This window comes from Aeromicrobium sp. YIM 150415, from assembly GCF_016918125.1.
Lineage (GTDB): Bacteria > Actinomycetota > Actinomycetes > Propionibacteriales > Nocardioidaceae > Aeromicrobium > Aeromicrobium piscarium.
Window position 1 is genome coordinate 39,148 of record NZ_JAERWM010000014.1, and the last position, 17,523, is coordinate 56,670.

The window sequence follows — 17,523 nt, forward strand, 5'->3', positions numbered from 1 at the left end:
AGATGGACGCTCACGCACCGCCCCTCACCGGCGACTCGCCATCGTCAGGCGTGTTCGACCGCTCGCGGATTCGGGTGATCTCGGCGTTGAGGACCCCGCCGGCGAGCACGACGATGCTGCTGAGCCAGACCCACAGCACACCGGCGAGGACCGAGCCGAGCACCTGGGTGGCGATGTCGACCGCCATCGTGGAGTCGTCGAATTGCGGGGTCCGTGGTCCGGCCACCCGCAGATAGACCTGGAACCCCCAGGCCGCCACGATCAGACCGAGGGTGCCGAAGACCGCTCCCGGCCAGCACTGCCGCCAGGTGGTCGTCGTGTTCGGTCCGAACCGGTAGAGCGCCACCAGGAAGGCGATGCAGACCACCGCCGCGACCGGCCACCGCAGCACATTCCAGGTGTCGTCGAACAGGGCGCCGATCTCCGCGGCTTCGGCCACCTCGCGGCCGCTGCCGAAGAGCGGTCCGATGACGATGAGGGACACGAGCACCAGCACCGTCACGATCGCGGCGAAGGACAGTCCGACACCGAGGAGGACCTGCTGGAGGAAGGTGCGGCGCTCCCGCACCTGGTAGGCATCGTCGAGTGCGCGGATCGCCGCCCTGAACATCCGGCTCGCGAGCCAGACGGCGATGACGATGCTGCCGATCGCCAACCCGGCGCGTTCCTGACGGAGGGTGCCTTCGACGATCGGGATGACGACATCCGTGGCGACGTCCTCGTCGAACACGCCGCCGACCGTCTCGACGATCGCCTCCTCGAGACGATCGGCCTCGGCACGGCCGACCACCCTCTCGACGAATCCGAGCGCGGCGCCGAGCGCGCTGGCCAACGGCAGGAGGGAGATGAGCGCGTAGTAGGTCATCTCGGCGGCCAGACCGGTGACCCGCACGTCACCGCAGCGCCGGACGGTCCGCACGGCGAGGTAGGGAAGGTTGACGCCCCATAGCGAGATCGGGTGACGCCGGGTGAGTCCTTCGACGCGAGTGGCGAGCGCCGGGCTGTCGGCCGTCTGCCGCCATCGCAGCACCGCGGCGACGATGCCGCCGGCCACGAGGGCGACGGCGAGCCACGCCACGATCACGGCACTCCCCTCGTCGACAGCGTTCCGCTGAGCCTACGGGAGTCGGTCCGTCGACGCCGAGCAGATCAGGTCAGCTGGCGTGGGCGAGTTTTCGTCGTCGGTGTCGGGGGTGACTGCCGGGGAGGAGGCGGTGGTGTCTGTCGCGGAACTCGTGGGTCGTGGGGTCGATCACGAGTGCTCCGGCATGAACCGCCCTATGGCATCTCGGACATAGCCCGATCAAATTCGCGAGGTCGGTGGGTCCACCGCGGGACCACCAGATGATGTGGTGGATATGCACCACGGGTGCCCGACATCCCGGGGACGCGCATTGGTGTCCTTGTCGGGCGAGGACCGCAGTCCGTTGCCTGGGTGTCGCCAACCGGCTGGATCTGCCGACGTCCAGGACTCCGTCCTTACCCCCGATGGCGACGGGAGTGAGGTCGGCTTCGCAGATCATCTCCTGCAGCTGGCGGATGCCGATGGTCCCAAACCCCACCAACTCCCCAGACCCGGCATCGTTCATCAGGGTGCTGGCGTCGATCGTCAGGGCCAGGTGCGGACGCACCCCCTGATCGCGCGGTAGCCCGCTCTCCAACACCGAGTCGAGGAGACGTTCCAGCCCGTCGACCCGCCGCTGGGCGCTCGTGCGCGGATCATCGGCGCCCTGGGGCGCGGACAGGGACTGCAACAACGTGGTGAGTTTGGCGCCGGTGGTGGAGTTGAGGAACCCGTTGATGTGAACACCGCCAGGGACGGGGTTCACCTGGATATCCTCACGGGCCATGCCATCGATCCACGCCTGATCCAGTTCATCGGGATAGACCGCGTCCCGCAGGGTGCGGACCACCTGACGTAGCGCGGCAGGCTCGTGAGTCGAGGCCACGTCCAACAGCTCCGGGAGCAGCTCACGGGTATGACCCGGACCGACATGGGTGACCGCATACGACAGGTGCTTCACATGCTCCAACGACATCCCACCGGCTGAGGCCAGCTCGGCGGCCTCGGGGATCTGCTTCAGCGTCACCCCAGACCTGACCAACTCACTCGCCCGCCGCGAGCTCACCCGGAGCTGATCACGCAACCACGCCTTCACCGAGCTATACCCCTCACCCTCGTACTCCAGGGTCTCCGACATCTCAGCAGTCAGTTGAGCCTTAGCGGCATCGATCGCATTGCTCGTCTCTTCGAGCGCCCGTAGCGCATCGGTCGAGGGGGCGAACGCCTCCAACAGCGCTGCGGTCTCCCGCAGCCGCTGCGCCAGATCCCCCGAAGTCATACACCTATAGTATCGAACAAACGTTCGAACATCAAGAGATGATGGCGAGCTTGTTATGAACGGCTCAGGCCCCCGGGACGATGGCCGAGATGATCGTGCCGTCGGCGCGGCGACGGCCGGCCACCGGGGGCGGCGTGCCCTCCAGCCGTGGCCCCTGGCCGTCGAGGGCGACGACGACGGGCTCGTCGTCGGGCACCGCGATCTCCTTGCCTCGCACCACGATCGTCGGCGTGACGAGACGCCCGTCGGCATCGGGCTGCTGGTCCTCGACCACCAGCTCGACCTCGTCGGACCGCACGGAGACGCGTACCCGCGCCCCGTGCAACGTGACCCGGAACGTGAGCTCCTGCCAGCCGTCCGGGAGCCGAGGATCGAGGGCGAAGACCCCATTGTGATCGCGGAACCCGCCGAATCCCGAGGTCAGACAGCTCCAGACACCCCCGGTCGAGGCGACATGGACGCCGTCGCTCGCATTGTGATGCCGGTCGGCGAGGTCCACGAAGAGCGCGCCGAGGAAGTACCGCAGCGCGAGGTCGTGATAGCCGACCTCGGCGGCCATGATCGACTGCACCACCCCCGAGAGGGTCGAGTCGCCGGTGGTGATCGGGTCGTAGTACTCGAAATTGGCGCGCTTCTGCTCATCGGTGAAGTGATCGCCCTGCAGGAACAGCGCCAACACCACATCGGCCTGCTTGATGACCTGGAAGCGATAGATGACCAGCGGGTGATAGTTCAACAGCAGCGGACGCTTGTCGAGGCCCGTGTGGTCGAGATCCCAGACCTCCCGCTCGAGGAAATGCTGGTCCTGCGGGTGGATGCCGAGGTGCTCGTCGAAGGGGATGGCCATGTCGCGGCCGGCGCGCTCCCAGTCCTCGACCTCGGTCTCGACGAGGGACAGTCGTGAGACGAGCCGATCGTAGGTGGCGCCGTCGCGCTCGGCCAGCTCCCGCACCGCCCGCGCCGCCGCCTGCAGGTTGAACCGGGCCATGACATTGGTGAAGAGATTGTCGTTGACGACGGTCGTGTACTCATCAGGGCCGGTGACACCGTGGATGTGGAACGCACCGTCCTGCTCGTCGCGCCAGAATCCGAGGTCGGCCCACATCCGCGCGGTCTCGACGAGCACATCGATCGCCTCGCGGGTGAGGAACTCGGTGTCCCCCGTGGCCGCGAGGTACTGGGTCAGCGCGTAGGCCACGTCGGCGTCGATGTGGTACTGCGCGGTCCCGGCGGCGTAGTAGGCCGAGGCCTCCTCGCCGTTGATGGTGCGCCAAGGGAACAACGCGCCGCGTTGGGCCATCTCGGTGGCCCGTCGACGGGCCGCGTCGAGCAGCGAATAGCGGAAGCGCAGCGCGTTGCGGGCCCAGTGCGGCGAGGTGTATGTCAGGAACGGCAGGACATAGACCTCGGTGTCCCAGAAATAGTGGCCGCTGTACCCCGAGCCGGTGACGCCCTTGGCCGGGACACCCTGACCCTCGGCGCGCGCCGAGGCCTGGGCGATCTGGAAGAGATTCCAGCGCACGGCCTGCTGGATCGCCGGCTGGCCGGCGACGGTGACATCGGAGCGCTCCCAGAACGCATCGAGCCAGGCACGCTGGTCGTCGAACTGCTTCTGCACGCCCTCGTCCTTGGCGCGGTCGAGGGTGCGGCGGCAGCGATCCACGAGCTCGCGCGGCGGCACACCCCGCGAGGTGTGATAGGCCGCGAGCTTGACGAGCTTGACGGGCTTGCCCGGCTGGGCGTTGACCTTGTAGGTGATCTTGGCGAGGTCGTCGTCGACCTGGACCGACTGCTCCCACTCGTTGTCGGTCTCGAAGAGGTGGTCGGCGGCGACCGCGAGGGTCATGCCACTGTCGACCGCGCGATAGCCGAGGACCATCCGCCCGTCGGCCGCGCTCCCCCAGCTGTACATCGGCTCGAGCACGCGGCGGCTGAAGGTGTCGGACTTGCGGGGGTCGTGTCCTTCGCCCATCGCCTTGGAGCGCACGTGGTACTCGTCCTCGCCGTCCTGGCGGTTGAGGATCTGCGAGGAGATGGCGATCGGCGCGGCGCTGTCGAGCATCTCGACCTCGAAGGTCATGACCGCGAGGTGGCGCTGTGTGAAGGACACCATGCGCTTGGTGGAGACCCGGACGCGCTTGCCGCTCGGCGTCCGCCAGATGATGTCGCGTTCGAGCACACCGGAGCGGAAGTCCAGCGACCGCTCGTACTCGACCAGGTCGGCGATGGTGAGCAGCAACGGCTCGTCGTCGACGTAGAGCCGCATGATCTTGGCATCGGGGGCGTTGACGATGGTCTGGCCGACGCGGGCGAAGCCGTAGGCCTCCTCGGCGTGCTGGATCGGCCAGGTCTCGTGGAAGCCGTTGATGAAGGTGCCGTGGGTATGCGAGTCGCGGCCCTCGATGACATTGCCCCGCATGCCCAGGTAGCCGTTGCCGACGGCGAAGAGGGTCTCGGTGACCCCGAGATCCTCGTGGTTCGGGTGGTCCTCGACCAGACGCCACTCGTCGAGCGGGAACCGGCCGCGATCCAGAAAGTCGTGGATGCGCGGTGCCTCATGTGAGCTCATGCCCCCACCGCCTCGACGAGAAGAAGACTAGGCCGATGGCGGCACTCGTCAACACCCACCATTCGCTCGCTGCGCTCGCTCATGCCAGCTCCTCCAGGTCGGTGACGACGATATCGGCGCCGTTCTCCAGCAATGTGTCGCGGCCCGCACCGCGGTCGACGCCGACGACGAGACCGAAAGCCCCGGCACGGCCCGCCTGCACGCCGGACACCGCGTCCTCGAGCACGACGGCGCGCTCCTTCGGGACGCTCAGCTTGGCCGCGGCGTCGAGGAAGGTGTCGGGCTGGGGCTTGCCGGCGAGCTGCTCCTCCTCCGCCACACGACCGTCGACGATGACGGGGAAGTAGTCGATCATCCCCGCCGCACGCAGGACGGTGGGGGCATTGCGCGAACTGGACACGACCGCAAGCTTGATGCCCCGCTCCGCGAGCTGCTCGACGAGCCGTCGCGACCCCGGATACGCCTCGACGCCCTCAGCGGCCAGCACCTCGGAGAAGGCCTCGTTCTTGCGGTTGCCGAGCCCGCACACCGTGCGCTGGCTCGAATCGTCGGCGGGGTCGCCGTAGGGCAGGTCGATCCCACGCGACTCCAGGAACGACGCCACGCCCTCGAAGCGCGGCTTGCCGTCGACATAACGGTAGTAGTCGTCATCGGTGTACGGACGCTGGTCGGGCAGGTCGGCGAGAAAGTCGTTGAACATCGCGCTCCAGGCGCGCATGTGCACGACGGCCGTGGGCGTGATGACACCGTCGAGGTCGAACAGCGCGGCGTCGTAGTCGCTCCAATTCACCCCACCAAGCCTACGGCCAGAGTTCCGATGCGAAAGCCTGGGCGCGGTGAGTCGAACCACGTTCTCGATCGTCGGTTTCCCGGGTCCGCCGAGGACGACGAAGGATCTGCTTCCGCGGTTGCCCTGGCAGCCACAGAGTCACATCGTCCGTCGAGCCCCGACGAAAGATGTGCCTCTGGGGTCACCGGAGCAACCCCAGAGTCACATCCTTCGTGGTCGGCGGCCGGTGGAGACCGCTGGCGCGCGACGATTCGGGCTCGTAGATTGCCGACATGACGTTCCGAGGCGCCGACAGCGAGACCGGGACGCTGCGTACCGTCCTGGTGCACCGGCCGGGCCCGGAGCTGGCGCGCCTCACGCCGCGGAACAACGATCAGCTGCTCTTCGACGCGATCCCCTGGGTATCGCGAGCCCAGGAGGAGCACGACGCCTTCACCGATGCGCTGCGGGCACGAGGAGTCGAGGTGCTCTACCTCGTCGCGCTGCTCACCGAGACACTGCAGGACCCGGCCGCCCGGCACCACGTCATCGACGAGACGGCGGCCGACCCGCGACTGGGCCTCGGGCTCCGTCGCTATCTGCGCGAGGCCCTCGCCGATCTCGAGCCCTCCGCGCTCGCCACCGTCCTGACCGCCGGCCTGCGCAACGACGAGCTCAGCGGGACCTCCACCCTGGTCACGAGTCTGCTGGCCCACGAGGACTTCCTGATCGACCCGCTGCCGAATCTCCTGTTCACCCGCGACTCCTCGTTCTGGCTCCCCGAGCACGTCGCCGTGACCAGCCTCGCGATGCCCGCGCGGTCACGCGAGACCCAGCTGACCGGATCGATCTACCGTTTTCATCCGCGTTTCGAGGACACCACCGTCCTCCACGGCCCCCACCGCGAGCATCTCGAGGGCGGGGACGTCCTGCTGCTCGCGCCGGACGTGATCGCCGTCGGCGTCGGCGAGCGAACCACACCGGCCGGCTGCGAGCGATTCGCCGAGCAGGTGCTGTCCCACGGCCTCGCCCGGACCGTCCTCGCGGTGCCGATCGCCCAGGACCGGGCCACGATGCACCTCGACACGATCGTCACCATGGTCGACGTCGACACGGTGGTGGTCTACCCGACGATGGCCGCACGACTGCGAGCGCACGCGATCACCTGGGACGGCGAGGATCTCCACGCGGCACCGGCCCGGCCCTTCTTCGAGACCGCCGCCGAGGCCATGGGCATCGAGGAACTGCACCGCATCGACACCGGACTCGACCCGGTCACCGCAGAACGCGAGCAGTGGGACGACGGCAACAACACCCTCGCCCTCGCACCGCGCGTGACAGTGGCCTACGAACGCAACGAGCAGACCAACGACCGGCTCCGCGACGCCGGGATCGACGTCGTGACCATCCCCGGGTCCGAGCTCGGCTCCGGCCGCGGCGGCCCGAGGTGCATGTCGTGCCCGATCGACAGGGTCAGCGCACGACCACCTGGCGCGACAACAGGCTCTGCCGCGCCGACCGCTCCGCCTGGGTGAGCGGTTCGTCATCGCGCGCGAGCGCCTCCGTCAACGCCTCCTCGACATTCGCGAGATGCTTGGCGAGCTTCTCGTGATCGTCGAAGCGGTCCACCTCCCACACGAGGACCGGGAGGCCGTCGGCCTTGAACGTGCCCAGCAGATGGCGGCCCCCGACGCGATCGGTCGCCGCCAGGTGGAGCCGCGCGAGAGCGGTGAGCACCGCATTCTCGTCCTCGACGAGGAACCACCGCAGATAGGACTCGAAGGACCCGTACTGCGTGACGTAGGCGTGGGGCCGGATCCGCCAGCTGGCGTGCGACAGCGTCTTGGCCTCCAGCATCGCCGTGTCGAGGTTCATGTCGATCTCGATCTCCGGATCGGAGGGCTTCCAGAAGTCGAAGTTCTCCAGGAGCTCGATCTCGAAGGTGCTGTCGGGGTCGATGATGTCCTGCATCCGCTCCCCGACCCCCGGGTCGGTCATCGAGACCATCGAACCGGGCTCGCGATCGGATGCCAGCGCGATCGCATGCGCCAGATCCCGGCTGAGATCACCGAAATCGTGCGCCACCTGGATGGCGACCTGGATCTCGCCGTCCTCCTTGACACAGGCCGCCACGGCACCGGGCAGCTGACTGACGATGCTGATCTGCCGACCATCGCGCAAGGTCACGGTGGCGCGTCCGCGCTCGACGAAGTTGCGGAGCGCTATCCACTCACGCTCATCGGGGAGTCCCTCGAAGGGTCGGGCGGCGAAGGGCATCTTCTCGACGCGGTGACGCACGCGACGTGTTTTCCTACCCACAGGTCTCCTGAGATCAGAGGGCGTCGCTGATCGCCAGCTCGGCGCTGACTCGCGTGCCCTGGGACATGTCCACCCACCAGCGGTCGGCCACACGGTTGATGATGGAGAGCCCGCGACCGCTCAGCGAGTCCTCGTCGAAGTCGACCGGTTTGAGAGTCGCTCCGCTGCCGGCGTCGAGGACGCTGAGCTCGAGCAGCTCGCCGTTGATCGACCAGGTGATCTCCATGGATCCGCTGTCGTCCGGGGAGCCGTGCGACACCGCGTTGGCGATCATCTCGCTCAAGACGATCAGGCCATTGTCGATGACCTCGGGGCTGACCTCGTGTCGGGTCAGGAAGGCCGCGAGCTTCGTCCGCGCCAGGCTCGGCGTGGAGGACTCGAACGGCAGCCTGACAGACGCCGACGTCTCGATCATGGTCACCTCCTGTCGCTCCATCCTCGCCCAGACGACACGGCCCCTCAACTCGAACAAGGACCCGACAGCGTCACCTAGGAAACCACTCGGGGAGTTCGCCGTGCAATTGACCGTGCGACACAATGAAACCATGAACGACTCGTCGATCCCCTCGGTGACCGTCGCCGACCTGCCCGATCCGCTGCCGGCCGAGCTCGTCGTGCTCGACGTGCGCGAGCCCGATGAGTGGACCTCGGGGCATGTATCCGGGGCGACGCATATCCCCCTGGGGACGCTGCCCGACCGCGTCGGAGAGCTCGATCCGCAGACCCCGACCGTGGTCATGTGCCACCTCGGCGGCAGGTCGGCACGAGCCACCGCCTGGCTCTCCCAGCAGGGCTATCACGTGGTCAACCTCGAGGGCGGCATCGAGGCGTGGCACGCCGCGGGACGCCCCGTCACCACCGCCTGACCCGTTCGTCACCGCTGCCCCTTTCTCCAGGACGCGGCCAGCCGGGGGTGAGCTGCCCGGGATAGTCCGGCGCGTTCGGCGGCACCGGCACCACCGGATGCCGCGGCGGGGGCGCCGCCTGCGGGGGCCAGCTCATCGGCGGCCCGGCGGGTGGTCCCGTCACCGGTGGACGCGGGGGCGTCGCTGGACCGACCGGCGGCACCGGACGCGGCGGCTGGGGCGCACGCTCGGTCACCAGTCCGACTCGACGCGCCTGCCACTCGACCAGCGCGACGATCACCGCCATCGCGACCACCGTCGGCAGCACATCGACGGGACCGAGATCGCCCTGCTCGCCCGTGGGGTCGACAAGCCCCACCGCGCCGAGCACGAACAGCAGCACGTTGTTGACCACGTGGACCGCGATCGCCGCTTCGAGTCCCCCGGTACGGATCGTCAACCAGCCGGCGGTCAACCCGAACACCGCGACGTCGACCAGGCCCCAGAACTCGTAGATGTGTCCGGCGGCGAATACCAGCGTGGTCACCAGCAGCGGCAGGACCGGCGATCTCACCCACGAACCGATGAGTTGCAGACCGAAACCACGGAAGGCGTACTCCTCGGCGGCAGACTGCAGCGGAACGAGCAGCAGGACGAGCACGATCATCAACGCCGATCGCCCGGTGAACTCGTAGGTCAGGGGTCCGGTGGAGGCCTCCATAGCCACCGCCCCGCCGATCGCGACTCCCAGCGCCCCGACCGCGATCAGCGCGCACCGCGCCAGCCAACCCCATCGCAGCCGCCCCTCGACCGACAGCAGGTAGCGCGCGTGCCTGCGCCACACGATGGCCGTCGCGGACCACACACTCGGGACCATCACGATGATGGAGACCATCGCGAACGCGAAGATGCCCGGATCGAGCAGGTCGAACCGTGCCGTGGCGTCGAGGAAGTCGTCGACCCCACCGGGCGACCCGTCGATGGCCACCACCACGAGCGCACCGAGCACGAGCACGATCGACGCCGCGAAGAAGAAGCACACCGCGAGCACCGCGGCGACCGGCAGCTTCCAGTGGGCGAAGTCGGTGGACTCGCGTGCGAGTCGGTGGAAGCGGGTGGCCATGCCTCGCATCGTCACATATGCCGCCCACAACCGTCGGAGCCCGTCCACAGGAGCCGGAACGACGACGCGCCCCCGTCCACGAGGAACGGGGGCGCGTCGATGTCGCCATCACGCACAGGACCTCTTCCCTCGCCGCGATCGGCGGCGAGGAAGGTCCGGAGCGGGACGTCTTACTTGGCGGCGGCCTTCAGGCGCGAGCCGGCGCTGACCTTCACGCCGTAACCGGCCGGGATGTCGATCGTCTCGCCGGTGGCGGGGTTCCGGCCCGTGCGAGCGGCGCGCTCGACGCGCTCGACCGACAGGATGCCGGGGATGGAGACCTTGTCGCCCTTGGAGACGGCGTCGAGGACGACATCGCTGAAGGCCGAGAGCACCTTGTCGGCGTCGGTCTTGGTCACGCCGGCCTGCTCAGCGAGGGCGGCGACGAGGTCGTTGCGGGAGAGAGCCACGAAAACTCCTAGTGCAGATTGATGTGTGCGTCCGCCAGTCTATGAATACTCCGCGAAATTCCAAGCCCTACCCGGCCGTGTCGCGGGGTTTATCCGGTGGTAGAGAACGTCCAGTCCAGCGGCTGACCGGCGGTCAGCGGGCCGATACGACGCAGGTACTCCTCTCGTCTCACCGTGGTCACGCCGAGTGAGGCCAGGTGCGGCGTCTGCCACTGCGTGTCGACAAGATAGTCCGATCCTGCCTGCGATTCCAAGAGTTCGTTCAACGCCACCAGGGCCACCTTGGACGCGTCTCTCACCCGATGGAACATCGATTCCCCGGCGAACAGGCGTCCCACGGCGACGCCGTACAGACCGCCCACCAGCGCACCGTCGTCGTCACGGACCTCGATCGAATGTGCCCAGCCGAATTCGTGCAATCGCTGGTAAGCGCGCGCGATCGAGCGGTCGATCCAGGCGCCCGGGCGACGCGGATCGGCACACCCGGCGACCACTCCGGCGAAGTCCTGGTCGACCGTGATCGTGAACCGACGCGTCGAGGCGCGCAGCGACCGCGAGACCCGGATGCGCCCCGGTTCGAGCACACCGCGCTCGAGCGGGCACCACCACAACAGCTGCCCCCCATCGGGCATCGGGAAGAGGCCATTGCGGTAGGCCTCGACCAGAGTCGAGGGTTCGAGGTCGGCGCCCGCCGCGACGCAGTCGTCCTCCGGCCACCGCGCCGAGGTGAAGTCCCACACGGGTGGCGGCAGCGGCACCGGTCCGGTCATGTCCTCATCATCTCGCGCAGATGGGCCAGCGGTGCCTCACCCCACTGCTCCCACTCGGCCTCGGTCGCCTCCTGCAGCAGGCTCCACCAGCTCCCGGCGCGATTGACCGCATGGGTGAAGGTCGCCGCGTTCCAGGCCACGCCCCAGGCCGTGTGGTCGATGTCCCAGACCTCCAGGTAGGCGGCGACGACTCCGGGCCAGTCGACATCCGCCCCCATGCGCGCGACCGCGCGGGGGACGGACAGCAGCTCGACGGCGGGCGCCCAGCTCGCGTCGCCGAAGTCGAACAATCGCGGCTGCTCGCGCGTTCCCCACACATTGCCCCAGTGCAGGTCGCCGTGCTGGAACGTGGTGGGCAGCGACGAGGCCTCCAATGCCGCGCACGCCTCGGCGAGTTCGTCGCGATGCCGCCGGAATCGCGTCGCCTCGTCAGCCGTGAGCGCCGAGGGATGCAGGTCCGGCAGACCTTCGAGGGCGTCGAGGAGCTGATCGAACCGCTCGGGCACCGTCCTGGGGGAATGATCCGGGAGCCCGGCCTCCAGCAGCTCGGTTCCATGGTCGGCCAGCCGCTGCTGCCATCGCGCTCCCTCGCGCACGAGCGCGCACCAGTCCGCGGTGCCGGCGTCCGTGTCCTCGAGGGGACGCTCTCCGTGGTCGGCGGTGAGCAGCCATCCGCGGCGCGGGTCGACGGCCAGCGGTCGCTGGAGAAGCTCGGGGATCAGCTGGGTGAGCAGCTGGTGCACCCCCGCTTCGAACCGGGCCGCGCGGCAGTTGGCCTTGAACCAGACATCGCCGTGGTCGGTCGCCACCACCAGCTGGGTCGACCAGGGTCGAATACGCGGTTGGCGGATCGGGCCGGTGAGACGCCACCCCGCACGGGTGACCATCTCGGCGATCCACTCCGTCGCCGCGGAGCGCCACGCCGGGCTCACGACCTGCTGCGAGAAAGGCGGTGTCCGGACCGTCATGGGTGCTCCCTCGATCGTCCCCCTCACATCCTCGCGCAGATTCGGGCCCCGCGGATAGGAACGGCTTCTATCCTGGGGGTATGGGTCTGGGAAGCACTATGGCCGTCGGCGCGGGATCGAAGCTGGTTCCCCGCGTCGCCTCCGGCTATGTCCGCGCGGTGCTGGATCGCGCCATCGACGGCGCCGGACCCCTGCGGCCGGTCATCGAGACGGCCGGCGGCAAGCTGGCGAGCCACGGTGGCGACGTCGAGAAGGCCGTCGCAGCCCTCGTGCGCACGCACACCAGCCTGGCCGGGCTCCAGGGATTCGTCACCAATCTCGGCGGCCTCTCGATCGCGGCCGCGACCCTGCCGGCGAATGTCGTGGGCGTGACGATCGTGCAGTGCCATCTGGTCGCGAGCGTGGCGCATCTGCGCGGCTACGACATCGAGGACCCACGGGTCCGCAATGCGATCCTGGCGGTCATGCTGGGCGAGGAGACCGTCGAGCAGATGATCCGTAGCCACCGGTTGCCGTCATCGCCGATGGCGATGGCCACCTCGCCGGTCCATGACCCGGCGCTCGACGACCGCATCGCCCGGGAGGTCACCGGGGAGCTCGTCGGTCGCACGGTCGGTCGGCGTGCGGTCATGCTCGTCGGCAAGCGGGTGCCGCTGCTGGGCGGCGCGGTGGGCGCCGGCGCCGACGGTCTCGGCACCTGGCAGGTCGGGAAGTACGCCCAGACCGAGTTGCGCGACCGCCGGCTGCGCTGAGCCCCGTCCAACTTTTGGCCACTTGTGGCCCTTTCGACGACCTCTGAACGGGCCACAAGTGGCCACATCCTGCTCTCTCCTCGCGGGGTGACCGCATACTGAGATCGTCTCGACAACCGGACAAGGTGAGCTTCCGGACCAAGATGTGGCCCTTCTCCGGCTTCCGAAGGGGCCACAAGTGGCCAAAAGTTGGACCCGGAGGGTCAGAGAGCGGGTTCGGGGTTCAGGTGAGGGCGCGGACGACGGCCGACGGGCTGGGGCGACCCAGCTGTTCGGCCATCCAGATGCTCGTCGCCACCACCGCATCGAGGTCGACGCCGTGCTCGATGCCGAGGCCGTCGAGCATCCAGATCAGATCCTCGGTGGCCAGATTGCCGGTAGCGCTCTCGGCATAGGGACATCCGCCGAGGCCGCCGGCCGAGGCGTCGAAGGTCGTGATCCCTTGGCGCAACGCCGCATGGGCATTGGCGAGCGCCTGGCCGTAGGTGTCGTGGAAGTGCATCGCGAGCTGGTCGACACCCACACCCGCAGCGCCGAAGGCCTCGACGAGTGCGCCCACGTGACCCACGGTTCCCACGCCGATCGTGTCGCCGAGCGAGAGCTGCGAGGCACCGAGGCCGAGCAGCCGGGTGCCGACCGCGACCACCTGTTCGATCGGGACCGCGCCCTCCCACGGATCGCCGAAGCACATCGACACATAGGCGCGGACATCGATCCCCTGATCGAGGGCGCGCCGCACGACCGGCTCGAACATCGCGAACTGGTCCTCCAGCGTCGTGTTCAGGTTCTTGGCCGCGAAGGTCTCCGTCGCGCTGGCGAAGACCGCGATGTGCCGGCATCCGGCCTCGATCGCCCGATCGAGGCCGCGCTGATTGGGCACCAGCACCGGCAGCGGGGTCGGGCCGCCCAGGTCGAGCCGGGCCACCAGCTCGGCCGCATCGGCGAGCTGCGGCACCCAGCGCGGATGCACGAAGCTCGTCGCCTCCACGATCGGCAGGCCGGCAGCCACCAGCCGCTCCACGAACGCCGCCTTGACCTCCAGCGGGACGATCGCCTTCTCATTCTGCAGCCCGTCGCGCGGTCCGACCTCGTAGATCGTCACCCGCTCGGGCAGTCCCTCCTCGCGGACCGTCATCGGCAGGGCGCGGCCCATCAGGCGTCCCCGTCGGCCGCGGTGACCCGGGCGATCACCTGCCCGATCGGCACCTGTTGCCCCGGCCGGGCGCCGAGTTCTCCCACCACTCCGTCGTGGGGGGCGACGAGCGTGAGCTCCATCTTCATCGCCTCCATCGTCGCGATGCGCTGATCGGCGACGACCCGATCGCCTTCGGCGACCTCGACCGTAAGGACCGTTCCCGGCATCGGCGCCGTCACCGTCTCGTCGCCCTGGGCGGCGGAGCGGGCACGCGACATCGGATCCGGGACCTCCAGAACCCACGACTCACCGTGCTGGGCGACCCAGACCCGGCCGCCGATCCGCCGTAGCCACGGCGCACTTATCCACGGCTCAGGTATCGCCTCACGACGACATTGCGCGGAAGCATCCAGGTCGATCTCGTGCCGCTGACCGAACTGTTCGACGAGGACCACGCGGTCGGGACCTGCGTGGCCGGCCGAACGCCATCCGTCGCGGCACCCGAAGGGATCGTCCTCGGCCGGCTCGGTCATACATTGAGCCGCCTCGGCCAGCGCCCGGTCACTGAGTTCCGGTCGATCGAGCAATGCGGACGAGAGCTCGGGATCATCGAGCCATCCGGTGTGCACATCGCCCTCGCGGAAGGCCGTACTGTCCGCCAGCCGGCGGACGAAGCCGGTATTGGTGGTGACCCCGAGCACCGCCGTCTCGCTCAGCGCGGCGACGAGCGCGTCGATCGCCTCGTCCCGCGTGGCCCCGCGCGTGATGATCTTGGCCAGCATCGGATCGTAGGCCGTACCGATCTCGCCTGGACCGTCGAGCGCCGCCTCGACGCGTTCGTGCCACGGCCACTGCACGTCGACCACCCGACCGGCCTGCGGCAGGAAGCCGGCATAGGGGTCCTCGGCATAGATCCGGGCCTCGATCGCGTGGCCCTCACAGCCGATCTCGTCCTGGCGCAGCGGCAGCGGTTCCCCCTGCGCGATCTGGAACTGCCACTGCACGAGATCGACACCGGTGACTTCCTCAGTGACCGGATGCTCGACTTGGAGCCGGGTGTTCATCTCCAGGAAGTAGGCATCGGTGCCCGCGACCAGGAACTCGACGGTCCCGGCGCCCACATACCCGACCTCGCGGCAGAGCGCGACTGCCGAGTCGAGCAGCAACTGCCTGACCGCCGGGTCGAGGAAGGGCGCCGGAGCCTCTTCGATGACCTTCTGGTGCCGTCGCTGCGCCGAACAGTCACGCTCGTAGAGATGCACGATCTCGCCGCGGGTGTCGCCGAAGACCTGCACCTCGACGTGCCGACCCCGCTCGACGTACTTCTCGATCAGCAGCGTGTCATCGCCGAAGGCGGACCGGGCCTCACGACTCGCCACCGCGAGCGCATCGGCGAGGTCATCGGGGCGTCGAGCGACGTGCATGCCCTTGCCACCCCCTCCTGCCGCCGCCTTCACGAGGACCGGGAAGGCGTCCGCGGAGATGTCATCGGGCTCGAAGCGCGGGGTGACGGGGACCCCGGCGCGCTCGGCGATATCGCGGGCGCGGTCCTTGCGGCCCATCGCCTCCATCACCTCGGCGCTCGGGCCGATGAACACCAGCCCGGCCTCGGTCACCGCCCGAGCGAACTCCGCCCGCTCGGACAGGAAGCCGTAACCGGGATGGACCGCCTCGGCACCGGTGCGACGGGCGGCGTCGAGGATCACCTCGATCGAGAGATAGGACTCGCTCGCGGGGGTGGGGCCGATGCGCACGGACTCGTCGGCCTCGCGGGTGAAGGCGGCGTCGGCGTCGGCTTCGGAGTAGACCGCGATGCTGACGAGTCCGGCGTCGCGGCAGGCCCGGATGATGCGGCGGGCGATCTCGCCACGGTTGGCGATGAGGACACGGGAGAAGGTCATAGCCGGAACACTCCGAACTGTGGGGTGGCGGGGATGAGAGCGTGCGAGGCAGCCTGGAGTCCGAGGCCGAGCACGCGGCGGGTGTCGGCCGGGTCGATGATGCCGTCGTCCCACAGTCGGGCGGTGGAGTAGTAGGGGGACCCCTGCTCCTCGTATTGCGCGCGGATCGGCTCCTTGAAGGCCTCCTCGTCCTCCTCGCTCCACTCGCCGCCCTTGGCCTCGAGGGCGTCGCGGCGGACGGTGGCGAGCACCGACGCGGCCTGCTCGCCGCCCATGACCGAGATCCGGGCGTTGGGCCATATCCAGAGGAAGCGCGGGTCGTAGGCGCGGCCGCACATGCCATAGTTCCCGGCGCCGTACGAGCCGCCGATGACGACGGTGAACTTCGGGACGACGCTGGACGCCACGGCGGTGACGAGCTTGGCGCCGTCCTTGGCGATGCCGCCGTTCTCATACTCCCTGCCGACCATGAAGCCGGTGATGTTCTGCAGGAAGACCAGCGGGATGCCGCGCTGGTTGGCCAGCTCGATGAAGTGCGCGCCCTTCATCGCCGACTCACTGAAGAGGATGCCGTTATTGGCCAGGATGGCGACGGGGTAGCCCCAGATGTGGGCGAAACCGCAGACGAGGGTATCGCCGTAGAGCGGCTTGAACTCGTGTAGGCGCGAGTCGTCGACGATCCGGCGGATGACCTCGCGTACGTCATAGGGCACGCGCGGGTCGTCGGGGATCACGTCGTAGAGGCCGGACGGGTCATCCCTCGGCTCGACGGGCTCGCGCCGGACATAGGCGGGGGCCTGTGGGCGTTCGAGGGTCTCGACGATGGAGCGGACGATCGCCAGCGCGTGCTCGTCGTCCTCGGCGAGATGGTCCACCACGCCGGAGGTCCGGGCGTGCACGTCTCCCCCACCGAGCTCCTCGGCCGTGACGACCTCGCCGGTGGCGGCCTTCACGAGCGGCGGCCCGCCGAGGAAGATCGTGCCCTGGTCGCGCACGATGACGCTCTCGTCGCTCATCGCCGGCACGTAGGCGCCGCCGGCGGTGCAGGAGCCCATGACGGCGGCGATCTGCGCGATGCCCTGCGCCGACATCTGTGCCTGGTTGTAGAAGATCCGGCCGAAGTGCTCGCGGTCGGGGAACACCTCGTCCTGCATCGGCAGGAAGGCTCCACCGGAGTCGACGAGGTAGACGCACGGGAGCCGATTCTGCTGGGCGATCGTCTGCGCCCGCAGGTGCTTCTTGACGGTGAGCGGGTAGTAGGTGCCGCCTTTGACCGTCGCGTCATTGGCGACGACGACGCATTCGCGTCCCGCGACCCGGCCGATGCCGGTGACGATACCCGCGCTCGGCACATCGCCGCCGTACATGTCGTGCGCCGCGAGCGGTGCGATCTCGAGGAACGGTGAGCCGGGGTCGAGCAGCCGGTCCACGCGATCTCGAGGGAGCAGCTTGCCGCGGGACAGATGCCGTTCGCGGGCGGCATCGCTGCCGCCACGCCGGGCGACGGCGGTGCGCTCACGGAGTTCGGAGACGAGATCCTGGAGGGTCACGCCTCGAAGGTTAACAGTCATTAACCACGAT

At 68.7% G+C, this 17,523-nt stretch carries 16 protein-coding genes; 3 read left to right on the forward strand and 13 right to left on the reverse strand.

Annotated features, from left to right (window positions below; all coding sequences use genetic code 11):
* Positions 1 to 10: 10 nt before the first annotated feature.
* From JL108_RS09880 to JL108_RS09895, 4 genes are all read right to left on the reverse strand, one after another.
* Positions 11 to 1,084, reverse strand: a complete 1,074-nt coding sequence (locus JL108_RS09880) for a YihY/virulence factor BrkB family protein (protein ID WP_205198133.1) — start codon at positions 1,082 to 1,084, stop codon at positions 11 to 13.
* A gap of 70 nt (positions 1,085 to 1,154) precedes the next feature.
* Entirely contained in the window at positions 1,155 to 2,342 is a 1,188-nt protein-coding gene (locus JL108_RS09885) for an HNH endonuclease signature motif containing protein (RefSeq protein WP_205198134.1), read from the reverse strand.
* Positions 2,343 to 2,406: 64 nt separating this feature from the next.
* Positions 2,407 to 4,911 carry a glycoside hydrolase family 65 protein gene (locus JL108_RS09890; RefSeq protein WP_143914740.1) on the reverse strand — a complete coding sequence of 835 codons (2,505 nt, stop codon included), beginning with the start codon at positions 4,909 to 4,911 and terminating at the stop codon, positions 2,407 to 2,409.
* A 79-nt stretch (positions 4,912 to 4,990) separates the two neighbouring features.
* Complete coding sequence (locus JL108_RS09895; protein ID WP_205198135.1) at positions 4,991 to 5,701, reverse strand: HAD family phosphatase; 711 nt, start codon at positions 5,699 to 5,701, stop codon at positions 4,991 to 4,993.
* 272 nt (positions 5,702 to 5,973) lie between these two features.
* Between JL108_RS09895 and JL108_RS09900 the strand changes: the two genes are divergently transcribed.
* Complete coding sequence (locus JL108_RS09900; protein WP_205198136.1) at positions 5,974 to 7,215, forward strand: arginine deiminase; 1,242 nt, start codon at positions 5,974 to 5,976, stop codon at positions 7,213 to 7,215.
* Here JL108_RS09900 and JL108_RS09905 read toward each other — a convergent pair.
* Positions 7,154 to 7,978 (reverse strand): DUF5926 family protein, encoded by an 825-nt coding sequence (locus tag JL108_RS09905; RefSeq protein ID WP_205198137.1) that lies wholly within the window; start codon positions 7,976 to 7,978, stop codon positions 7,154 to 7,156. The genes JL108_RS09900 and JL108_RS09905 overlap by 62 nt on opposite strands.
* Before the next feature lie 34 nt (positions 7,979 to 8,012).
* Entirely contained in the window at positions 8,013 to 8,414 is a 402-nt protein-coding gene (locus JL108_RS09910) for an ATP-binding protein (protein ID WP_185973211.1), read from the reverse strand.
* A gap of 130 nt (positions 8,415 to 8,544) precedes the next feature.
* Here JL108_RS09910 and JL108_RS09915 point away from each other — a divergent pair, with 130 nt between their 5' ends.
* Entirely contained in the window at positions 8,545 to 8,865 is a 321-nt protein-coding gene (locus tag JL108_RS09915; RefSeq protein WP_143914735.1) for a rhodanese-like domain-containing protein, read from the forward strand.
* Here the strand turns inward: JL108_RS09915 and JL108_RS20215 are convergent.
* The 4 genes from JL108_RS20215 to JL108_RS09935 form a co-directional block, all read right to left on the reverse strand.
* Positions 8,852 to 9,967: a CPBP family intramembrane glutamic endopeptidase gene (locus JL108_RS20215; RefSeq protein ID WP_205198138.1), complete on the reverse strand. Its 1,116-nt coding sequence runs from the start codon at positions 9,965 to 9,967 to the stop codon at positions 8,852 to 8,854. The genes JL108_RS09915 and JL108_RS20215 overlap by 14 nt on opposite strands.
* 170 nt (positions 9,968 to 10,137) lie before the next feature.
* Complete coding sequence (locus tag JL108_RS09925; protein WP_087622326.1) at positions 10,138 to 10,416, reverse strand: HU family DNA-binding protein; 279 nt, start codon at positions 10,414 to 10,416, stop codon at positions 10,138 to 10,140.
* 89 nt (positions 10,417 to 10,505) lie between these two features.
* Complete coding sequence (gene aat / locus JL108_RS09930; RefSeq protein WP_205198139.1) at positions 10,506 to 11,186, reverse strand: leucyl/phenylalanyl-tRNA--protein transferase; 681 nt, start codon at positions 11,184 to 11,186, stop codon at positions 10,506 to 10,508.
* Complete coding sequence (locus JL108_RS09935) at positions 11,183 to 12,154, reverse strand: phosphotransferase (RefSeq protein WP_205198140.1); 972 nt, start codon at positions 12,152 to 12,154, stop codon at positions 11,183 to 11,185. The genes aat and JL108_RS09935 overlap by 4 nt, the downstream gene beginning before the upstream one ends.
* A gap of 80 nt (positions 12,155 to 12,234) precedes the next feature.
* Here JL108_RS09935 and JL108_RS09940 point away from each other — a divergent pair, with 80 nt between their 5' ends.
* Positions 12,235 to 12,906, forward strand: coding sequence for an EcsC family protein (locus tag JL108_RS09940; protein ID WP_143914731.1), 672 nt, complete (start codon positions 12,235 to 12,237; stop codon positions 12,904 to 12,906).
* A gap of 223 nt (positions 12,907 to 13,129) precedes the next feature.
* Here JL108_RS09940 and JL108_RS09945 read toward each other — a convergent pair whose 3' ends face one another.
* From JL108_RS09945 to JL108_RS09955, 3 genes are read right to left on the reverse strand one after another with little or no spacing between them, the layout of a single operon-like run.
* Entirely contained in the window at positions 13,130 to 14,059 is a 930-nt protein-coding gene (locus JL108_RS09945; protein WP_205198141.1) for a hydroxymethylglutaryl-CoA lyase, read from the reverse strand.
* On the reverse strand, positions 14,059 to 15,942 hold the full coding sequence (locus JL108_RS09950) for a biotin carboxylase N-terminal domain-containing protein (protein WP_205198142.1): 1,884 nt from the start codon (positions 15,940 to 15,942) through the stop codon (positions 14,059 to 14,061). The genes JL108_RS09945 and JL108_RS09950 overlap by 1 nt, the downstream gene beginning before the upstream one ends.
* Positions 15,939 to 17,513: a carboxyl transferase domain-containing protein gene (locus JL108_RS09955; protein ID WP_205198143.1), complete on the reverse strand. Its 1,575-nt coding sequence runs from the start codon at positions 17,511 to 17,513 to the stop codon at positions 15,939 to 15,941. The genes JL108_RS09950 and JL108_RS09955 overlap by 4 nt, the downstream gene beginning before the upstream one ends.
* Between the last annotated feature and the right edge of the window lie 10 nt (positions 17,514 to 17,523).